Annotated in this window: 8 protein-coding genes, 1 tRNA gene and 1 pseudogene; 4 read left to right on the plus strand and 6 right to left on the minus strand. The window is 63.7% G+C overall.

Annotation, left to right across the window (positions count from 1 at the left end; translation table 11 throughout):
• Positions 1 to 314: 314 nt before the first annotated feature.
• Positions 315 to 809 carry a hypothetical protein gene (locus ACOMG5_RS17250; RefSeq protein ID WP_420345024.1) on the plus strand — a complete coding sequence of 165 codons (495 nt, stop codon included), beginning with the start codon at positions 315 to 317 and terminating at the stop codon, positions 807 to 809.
• A gap of 320 nt (positions 810 to 1129) precedes the next feature.
• Here ACOMG5_RS17250 and ACOMG5_RS17255 read toward each other — a convergent pair whose 3' ends face one another.
• Together ACOMG5_RS17255 and uvrB are read right to left on the minus strand one after the other, a co-directional pair.
• A complete protein-coding gene (locus ACOMG5_RS17255; protein ID WP_420345025.1) occupies positions 1130 to 1588 on the minus strand; it encodes a GNAT family N-acetyltransferase in 459 nt (152 codons plus the stop codon).
• A gap of 9 nt (positions 1589 to 1597) precedes the next feature.
• Positions 1598 to 3778: an excinuclease ABC subunit UvrB gene (gene uvrB / locus ACOMG5_RS17260; protein ID WP_420345026.1), complete on the minus strand. Its 2181-nt coding sequence runs from the start codon at positions 3776 to 3778 to the stop codon at positions 1598 to 1600.
• A gap of 146 nt (positions 3779 to 3924) precedes the next feature.
• Between uvrB and ACOMG5_RS17265 the strand changes: the two genes are divergently transcribed.
• On the plus strand, positions 3925 to 4236 hold the full coding sequence (locus ACOMG5_RS17265) for an ETC complex I subunit (RefSeq protein ID WP_420345027.1): 312 nt from the start codon (positions 3925 to 3927) through the stop codon (positions 4234 to 4236).
• Between the two features lie 1209 nt (positions 4237 to 5445).
• Here the strand turns inward: ACOMG5_RS17265 and ACOMG5_RS17270 are convergent.
• The gene (locus ACOMG5_RS17270; protein WP_420345028.1) at positions 5446 to 6048 is read right to left on the minus strand and encodes a pyridoxal-phosphate dependent enzyme; all 603 of its coding nucleotides are present in this window, start codon (positions 6046 to 6048) and stop codon (positions 5446 to 5448) included.
• Positions 6045 to 6335, minus strand: coding sequence for a hypothetical protein (locus tag ACOMG5_RS17275; protein WP_420345029.1), 291 nt, complete (start codon positions 6333 to 6335; stop codon positions 6045 to 6047). Before ACOMG5_RS17275 ends, ACOMG5_RS17270 begins: the two co-directional genes overlap by 4 nt.
• Positions 6336 to 6379: 44 nt before the next feature.
• Here ACOMG5_RS17275 and ACOMG5_RS17280 point away from each other — a divergent pair.
• Positions 6380 to 6456: transfer RNA gene (locus ACOMG5_RS17280), tRNA-Arg, on the plus strand.
• 149 nt (positions 6457 to 6605) lie between these two features.
• Here the strand turns inward: ACOMG5_RS17280 and ACOMG5_RS17285 are convergent.
• Positions 6606 to 6821, minus strand: a complete 216-nt coding sequence (locus ACOMG5_RS17285; protein WP_420345030.1) for a hypothetical protein — start codon at positions 6819 to 6821, stop codon at positions 6606 to 6608.
• Between the two features lie 533 nt (positions 6822 to 7354).
• Here ACOMG5_RS17285 and ACOMG5_RS17290 point away from each other — a divergent pair.
• The gene (locus tag ACOMG5_RS17290) at positions 7355 to 8035 is read left to right on the plus strand and encodes an ATP-binding protein (RefSeq protein WP_420345031.1); all 681 of its coding nucleotides are present in this window, start codon (positions 7355 to 7357) and stop codon (positions 8033 to 8035) included.
• Here ACOMG5_RS17290 and ACOMG5_RS17295 read toward each other — a convergent pair.
• Positions 7989 to 8268 (minus strand): annotated as a pseudogene (locus ACOMG5_RS17295) (IS3 family transposase); the annotation flags it as partial. The gene ACOMG5_RS17290 and the pseudogene ACOMG5_RS17295 overlap by 47 nt on opposite strands.

Genomic DNA, 8268 nt, shown 5'->3' on the forward strand with positions numbered 1-8268 from the left:
GCCGATCGCCCCTTCCACCTACTACAGCCATCTGGCGAAGCGTGCCGATCCGGCGCGGCAGTCCGACCGGGCCCGCCGTGACGATGCGCTGCGTCCCGAGATCCTGCGGGTCTTTGAAGAGAACTATACGTCATTTCAGCGCCGGAGTCGTGCGATCCCGAGCTAGGTGTCTGTCGCACCCGGCGCGCGCGATCGCATCATCGACTTCATCCAGCGCATCAACCCGAACGGGTATTTCACCAACCAGATCAACAATGCAGCGAACCCCCGCATCCATTTCGAGACCACCGGCCCCGAAATCTGGGCCGATACCGATGGCACGATCGACACTCTCGTTGGTCGGCACGGGCGGCACCATTTTGGACGCCGGCGCCTCCCTCAGGGCACGCAAGCCCCGAATTCATAACGTCGTGGTCGAGCTGGCTCTCAGCTCGCTTCCCTCGGATGACAATCCCTATGTCGATCAGATCGAGGGGGTGCACCGCGTATCCGATACCCAAGCCGAGCTGCTGCTCGGCACCTATGACAGCGGCGTCCCCAACGAAATTCTGGAGCTCGACACGCGCGAGGCCAGGAGTGCTGCGCGCGACATTCTGCGCAGCGAAGGGCTGCATTTGCGCCTCTCCTCCGGCTCGGCGATCTGGGCCGCGACGCGCCTCGCTCAGAGGGCCGAAAATGCTGAAAAGCTGATCCTCACCGTCCTGCCCGAAAGTGGTGAGCGCTATCTGGGCGCAGCGATCGCGGCCGCGCCTTCGGCCCCTCACCCAGAAATCCTGCCGCTGCCGCAACCTGCACTGGCCGCGCAATAACGGACCGAAGGATCCTCAATGCCCCGCATCCATGACAGCATTCCCGGGCAATCCTTGTGCGGGAAGGGGCTGAACAGCACGAAGCCATCGTTGAGACGCCGCGCTGCAGCAAACACGACGCCGCGCCTCTCGGTGGGGTGGCCGGGATGTCTGGCCATTGCAGAGTGCCCGCGGAACGCGAGGATGAAAATTCCGCTTCCGGGGAACCCTTGGATCAACACATCAGCCCCGCCAGCCCACCGTCCCGGCGCTGCTTCGTATCCCCGCCGTTGATGCGGGGACTGCTTGGGAGGAGGCGGGCCGGGCTGGCGCCGCGGCCCTCACAGCGTCAGGGTCATGTAGACGCTGTTCGGATCGGGCGCATAGCCCTCGAATGGGGGGCATTCCACAAAACCATAGCTCAGATACAGTGCCCGCGCCGCGCCGAAGCTGTCTTGCGTGCCGGTCTCTAGGCTCAGCCGGCGGTATCCTTCGGCCCGTGCCTCGGTGACCAGATGCCCGAGCAGCATCCGCGCCAGCCCGCGCCCGCGCAGCTCCATCAGCACATGCATGGATTTCACCTCGGCATGCTCGGCGTCGATCCGCTTGATCGCGCCCATGCCCACGGCATGCCCGTCCTCCCGCATGACGTAGAACAGGATGCCGGGGGCCGCCAGCGCATCCGCGGGCAGCATGTGGATCGATTCGGGCGGAGTATCGGCATGCATCGCGGCCGTATGCCGGGCATGGAGCTGCGCCAGGTTCTCCTGCACCGGATGCTCGCAGGTAATCGTAATCATCTGTCCTCCTCAGCGGCGGCGTTTCTTCACGCCGCCCCGTTGCCCCGGCCGCCCGGCGGTGGAGCGGCCGCGCGCCGCCACCGCCTGTTCGGCCGCTTCTTCCACCGCGGTCTGCCGCGCCAGCGGATCCTCCGCCACCGCGAGCTCCACCGCCTCCAGCCGCTTGATCTCGTCGCGCATCCGCGCGGCTTCCTCGAATTCCAGGTTCTCCGCAGCCTTGCGCATCCGCCCGCGCAGGTCGTCCAGATGCGCAGCCAGATTGGCGCCCACCGCCGGCGCCTCGATCGTCGCCGTCACGCGAGACATATCCGTATCGCCCTGCCACAGCCCCGCCAACACGTCTTCCACGTTCTTCTTCACCGTCTGCGGGGTGATGCCATGGGCGGTATTATAGGCCATCTGCTTCTGGCGGCGGCGGTTCGTCTCGGCGATGGCGCGCTCCATGGAGCCGGTGATCCGGTCGGCATACATGATCACCCGGCCCTCGGCATTGCGCGCCGCGCGCCCGATCGTCTGCACCAGGGATGTCTCAGAGCGCAGGAACCCTTCCTTGTCCGCATCGAGGATCGCCACCAGCCCGCATTCCGGGATGTCCAGCCCCTCGCGCAGCAGGTTGATCCCGATCAGCACGTCGAATGCGCCGAGCCGCAGGTCGCGCAGGATCTCGATCCGTTCGATCGTGTCGATGTCGCTGTGCATGTAGCGCACGCGCACGCCCTGTTCGTGCAGGTATTCGGTCAGGTCCTCGGCCATGCGCTTGGTCAGCGTCGTCACCAGCACGCGCAGCCCGCGCGCGGCCACCTTGCGGATCTCGTCCAGCACGTCGTCGACCTGCGTCTCCACCGGGCGGATCTCCACCTCCGGGTCCAGCAGGCCGGTCGGGCGGATCACCTGCTCGGCAAACACCCCGCCCGCCTGCTCCATTTCCCATTTCGCGGGGGTGGCGGATACAAACACGGATTGCGGCCGCATCGCATCCCATTCCTCGAATTTCAGCGGCCGGTTGTCGGTGCAGCTCGGCAGGCGGAATCCGTGCTCCGCCAGGGTGAACTTGCGCCGGAAGTCGCCCCGGTACATGCCGCCGATCTGCGGCACGGTGACGTGGGATTCATCGGCAAACACGATCGCATTGTCGGGGATGAATTCGAACAGGGTGGGCGGCGGCTCGCCGGGGCCGCGCCCGGTCAGGTAGCGCGAATAGTTCTCGATCCCGTTGCACATGCCGGTCGCCTCCAGCATCTCCAGGTCGAAATTCGTGCGCTGCTCCAGCCGCTGCGCCTCCAGAAGCTTGCCCTGATCATTGAAGGTCTTCAGCTGATGCGCGAGCTCCACCCGGATCTGCTTCATCGCCTGCTGCAGCGTCGGCCGGGGCGTCACATAGTGGCTGTTGGCATAGATGCGGATCTGCTTGACGCTGTCGGTCTTCTGCCCGGTCAGGGGGTCGAATTCGTCGATCCGCTCCAGCTCCTCGCCGAAGAAGCTGAACCGCCAGGCGCGGTCCTCGAGGTGCGCGGGCCACAGATCGACCGTGTCGCCCTTCACCCGGAAGCTGCCGCGCTGGAAGGCGGCATCGAGCCGCTTGTACTGCTGCGCGACCAGCTCCGCGAGGAAGCGGCGCTGATCGTAGAGCTGCCCGACCGTCATGTCCTGCGTCATCGCCGAATAGGTCTCGACCGAGCCGATCCCATAGATGCAGCTGACCGAGGCCACGATGATCACATCGTCGCGCTCCAGCAGGGCCCGGGTGGCGGAGTGGCGCATCCGGTCGATCTGCTCGTTGATCTGCGATTCCTTCTCGATATAGGTGTCGGTGCGCGGCACATAGGCTTCGGGCTGGTAGTAATCGTAGTAGGATACGAAATACTCGACGGAGTTCTCCGGGAAGAAGCCCTTGAATTCGCCGTATAGCTGCGCGGCGAGCGTCTTGTTCGGCGCAAGGATGATCGCCGGGCGCTGCGTCTGCTCGATCACCTTGGCCATGGTGAAGGTCTTGCCGGTGCCCGTCGCCCCCAGCAGCACCTGATCGTGCTCGCCCGAGAGCACCCCCTGCGCCAATTCCCTGATCGCCGTGGGCTGATCCCCCGCCGGGGAGAATTCCGTCTTCATCACGAAGCGCCGCCCGCCTTCCAGCTTCGGCCGGGTCAGCACGTCGGGGCGTTCCGTCGGCAGGTTGGTGTTGTTGTGCGGCATGTCGCGGGCTCCCGGGGTTTGCGTCAGATTTGATCTCTTTCCGTTCTCTTTCAAGGGCGATCCGTCCTCCCGGGGCGGTCGCGCTTGCCTTTTTCGGCGGATCCGGTATCAGGTCCAGACAAGGCGAGTTTTCGAGAGGGAATCCCATGCGCGCGCGCATCTATCAGCCAGCCCGCAACGCCATGCAGTCTGGCCAGGCCAAGACGAATGCCTGGTATCTCGATTATCAGCCCGCCGATGCGCGCGAGATCGACCCGTTGATGGGCTGGACCAGCTCGGACGACACCCAGACCCAGGTGCGCCTGAAGTTCGACAGCCGCGCCGCTGCCGAGGCCTATGCCAAGGAAAACGGCATCGAATATACCGTGACCGAGCCCAACAAGCGCGCGCAGAACATCCGCCTGCGCGGCTATGGCGAGAATTTCGCCTCGGACCGCCGGGCAAACTGGACGCACTGACACCCCGCTGTGGTTCCGGGCGAGGTCTTGCCCGGAGCGCCCGACGTTTTGCCGAAGTGCGTGGGTGTTCATGGTATTGAGGCGGTCGTTCCGGGGCGCCTCATCTGATGGTTTCTCCTGTAAGGCTGGATCTTCGCCGGAGCTGTGTCGGGCACCAGCGTGGTGCCCTTTTCCTGTCTCGTTAATCTCTTGCCGTCTGAATGGCCGCCGCTCTCAGAGCCGTCGGGATGCACTTCGGCCTTGGGCCGCAGAGAGATCACGATATGGCGGGGCCTATTCCGGGGGGCGCACCGGCTCGAACCGAGCCCGATCCGCGGACATGACCCGAATCCAGATCAAGCCCAACGTATTCCTGCGTCTCCGGTAAACGTAGCCAGAAACGCCGGATATCCTAGCGAGTGTAAGATCTGAATGGATTTCAATACCCTGACCTCCATTGCCGGGACAGTAATGTGTTCACTGCCCCATGGCTGTGGGCGCTCACATCATTCCTTGAGCCCGTGCACCGGCCATAATCTTCCAGCCTGACGCGACCGGGGCCCGCACGAGGCTCCGTTCTTCAAGCTCTCGAGACGGGATCTGGGTCCGAGTATTCTTGCGGCCACTTCGGGCGAATGGAGCGGACCGGCCGAACGCCGCTGGCTGCGCGGGCTGCCTCGCCGTGCCTTCGCGGAGTCGAATGCCCGATCCCGACGGCTCGTCCGCGCGCCTTACGGCTCAGCTTTTGGAGAAGGGCTCCAGCCGCTGCCTGCCGAGGCACCAATTGCTCTAAAGCCGTCGCGCCGGAAGGGCTTCCGCCGCCACGCCAATGTGGCCCAGAGGTGGTCTCCCCCGCGCCGAAAGATCTGGACGTCCCCCAGCCGCGGGCGGGATAGCGCTCGATTTCGCTCCGCGCAGTGCCGCGCCCCGGCAGATCGCCATAGCGGGTGCCATATTCTCGGATCAGGCCCTCCAGCAATGGCAAGGTGGCCGGCGCATCGGAGTTGGTGAAAATCCGCCGTTCGGTCTTTTCGGGCCATTGAATAAGGAGATGCTCCCGCTTGCGCCCGGGGGCGGAAGGTCACAGCGCGGCTGCGGCGCGGAAGGTGGGCGCCTTCAGATACCGCTCCCCGCTGTCGGGCAGGAGGGCCACGATGATCTTGCTGGCGAATTCGGGCCGGCGGGCCAGCTCGGTCGCGGTAGACAGGATCGAGCCTGCCGAGGTGGCGGTCAGAACGCCCTCCTCCTGCGCCAGATGCCGGGCGGTCCTGCGGTCTGCAGCGGATCGAGCGCGATGATCTTGTCCACCACCTCGCGCGCGAAATTGCCGGGCAATTGCTCGGGCAGGGCTTCGGTCACATGATGTACGCCGTCGATCTCCAGCGGATTGGGCCGCTCCTCATTCGGCAGGCTGTCGAGGGCCGGTTCGGCGATGCCCAGATGCACCGCGGGGTTACGCTCCTTCAGATAGCGGCCCATCCCCGAAATCGTGCCCCTGGTGCCGACGCCCGCGACAAAGGCTTCGACTGTGCCGCCCGTATCTTGCCAGATCTCGGGGCCATTGGTGCGGTAATGCGCCTGCGGGTTCGACGGATTGCCTGGCTGATCGGTGAAGAAGGCGTCCGGGTTCTCCGCACGGATGCGGGCGGCAATCTTTTCCAGCGCTTGCGGATCCAGGAAGAACGCGTCCTCGACCTTCACCATTTCTGCCCCATAATGCTTCAGCAGGCGGAATTTGTCGGGGCTGATGTTGTCGCTGGCGTAGATCTTCACCGGATAGCCGCGCGCCGCCCCAATGGCAGCCAGAGCGATGCCGGTATTGCCGCTGGTCACACCGACCAGCGTCTGCCCATGGCGCAGGGCGCCTCGGTATCTTGGACCAGCGCCCAGACGATACGATCCTTCGCGCTGCCGGCCGGGTTCACATATTCGATCTTGACCAGAATGCGGGCGCCAAGCTCCCGTTTGCGGCGGTAGTTTGCGGCTCGATCAGGGGCGTGTTGCGGATCAAATCGGTAAAGCCTGATCGCGCAGCGATCGAATAGCCCGGGTGGTCGACGACCAATCCGCCGCACAGGGCCGCGATGGCAAAATGGCGGGCAAGGGTCGCGGAAAATCATCGCGCGTTGCGAACCGTTTTCCGAACCGCTATCAGAGGACTCACGGCCTCGTAGCTCAACTGGATAGAGCACGGACCTTCTAAGTCTGGGGTTGGGGGTTCAAGTCCTCCCGGGGTCGCCAAATTCCAATATTTTGCCAATGAAGCATAAGCTTGCACGTTTTGGCGGTTTCCATGCACACCCCCTGTCAAGAGGCTTGGGGCGCCGTGTCGAGGGCTCCTCTAACGCACTGGGGTAAAAAGGTATTTCAGCATACCCAGTGGATAGCGGTCACTTTCCCCCCTGAGATTTCAGGAGTGCCACAACCGGCCCAACAGCGTTGCGAAGATAGACCGGTCCGACATCCAGGCCGTTCGGGCGGAACGGCTGGACCCGCTCGCGCTGCAGAACGGCCCGAATCGTGTTCAAGTGCGCACCGGTTTCGGCCGACAGCATTGAGGGAGTCGTGTAGTTGGCCTCAAACGCAGCGATGTCGTCGCGGCTCATGCGCCATTCCCGACGCCTGGTCGTAGGATTCAAAACCAACGTCGCAGGCGTGTGCCCCCCTTCGATCAGAGCCAGGAATTGACCTTTGCCGCATCTCGGCTGGTCACCACGCACGTGCCGCTCGATACGGTCGCCCCAGGTACCTTGGCCACCGCGATCTCGGGCCCGGGGATCCTTCCTCTCGGCGGAGCAAGCCTCATCGATCACGAGCCTGCGGAGCCGACCTCTACGCCAGCACTACCAGCCAGGACATCGAAGCCCAAGGCGGAGAAGCCGTCGTCGGAGCCCCCTGTCCGGCTCGGCCGCCCCGCCCAGAAGGGCGAGCTCTCGTAACTACCGCCATCTCAACGACGTCCAGCAATTCAAGGATACCCATGGGTTTCATCGACCAGAACTGCGTCAACGCATCACTTGCTCTGCAGCGTGGCCACTATACCTTCCCGCGCGCGGCAAAGCTCCGCGAAGCTTTCGAAAACTGCCTGCACGACTACTACGTCAAGGCCTCCATCGGCGGGCATTTCGAAGTGCGCGGCATGCTGGTCACCGGAGAATCCCGGGTCGGCAAGACTTCCGAGACAGTCAGGCTGATAGAGGAATTCAACGCCAGCATGACGGAAATGCCTAACGGGAAGGTTGGCAGGATTATCTACTGCAAGCTGGATGGGTCGATCAGCTGGAAGGATCTGGGTCACAAGACTCTTGAGGCACTCGGTTACCCCGCGAACCCCCGGCGCACCCAGGGGGAACTCTGGAACATGGTTCGCCACCAGTGCCGCGAACAGGGCGTCATCGGCCTCTACTACTACGAATGCCAGCACGCCTTCACCTCCGGCAAAACGTCAAACGAGAAGCTCCTCGACCGTTTCAAAGCACTGATGAAGGAGCCGGATTGGCAGTTGATGCTCATATTGTCAGGCGTCCCGGTCTTGGCAAAGCATGTGAACTCTGAAGAGCAGATCGCCCATCTCCTCTCACACATCCATTTCGATGAGATTCACCTGGGCAGGTTCGCTGATCCGACAAGGGATCCGGACATGATCGAACTGAACAAGCTCGTGTACACCTATGCCGAACGCGCCGATATCGATGTCGACGATCTCCTTGATGTCGATTTTCTGCAGCGCCTGGATTTTGCCTGCGCCTCACGCTGGGGCCTCGTCATCGAGTTGCTGATCTGTCCGGGATCGTTGTCCGGTGCGGTTTACCCCGGATAATCCCTCGGATCCCCAGCCCTTTCATCAACCTCCCGACCGAGCAACGCGCGATGTCGAAGCCTTCGCGACGCAGTTGCCGCCAGACCTTGCGCACGCCATAGACCCGATAGTTCTCTTCAAAGACCCGCAGGATCTCGGGACGCAGCGCATCGTCACGGCGGGCCCGGTCGGACTGCCGCGCCGGATCGGCACGCTTCGCCAGATGGCTGTAGTAGGTGGAAGGGGCGATCGGC

The sequence above is a fragment of the Paenirhodobacter sp. genome, assembly GCF_041916475.1.
Classification (GTDB): Bacteria; Pseudomonadota; Alphaproteobacteria; order Rhodobacterales; family Rhodobacteraceae; genus Rhodobacter.